Annotated in this window: 1 protein-coding gene; it reads right to left on the minus strand. The window is 71.6% G+C overall.

The window, feature by feature from the left end; all coding sequences use genetic code 11:
* The coding region (locus tag ACR6JA_RS23200; protein WP_494599876.1) for a hypothetical protein at positions 1–289 on the minus strand (289 nt) is incomplete at its 3' end.
* Positions 290–394 lie beyond the last annotated feature (105 nt).

The raw sequence follows: 394 nt of genomic DNA on the forward strand, positions 1-394 counted from the left end.
GCTCGGGCGCCAGCGCGGCGTGCGTGGTGGACGGCAGCGGAATCACCAGCAGCGGCGCGTCCGCCGCCACATCCGCCAGCGTGGCCGCCAGTTCGATTTGGCCGGGGCCGTCGCCCAGCGCGATGCGGCGGGTGCCGCGATAGTCGGTGACCTCCAGGGCGCCGGCGCGGCGCAGGCCGTCGAAGGCCGCCCCGTCGCGGCGCCACAGGCGCACCTGATGTCCTTTTTCCGCCAGGTCGGCGGCCGCCGCGTAGCAGCCATGGCCGCCTCCAATAACGCCGATGCGCATGATCAAGCTCCTTCGAGAGAGCTTCGATCCTATCGATGGCGCACGGGCGAGGCTGCGCCGCAGGCGCAAGTGGCATACGGAATCGGCAACGGAATGGCTGCGGAC

The sequence above is a fragment of the Cedecea sp. B1(4) genome (genome assembly GCF_059414925.1).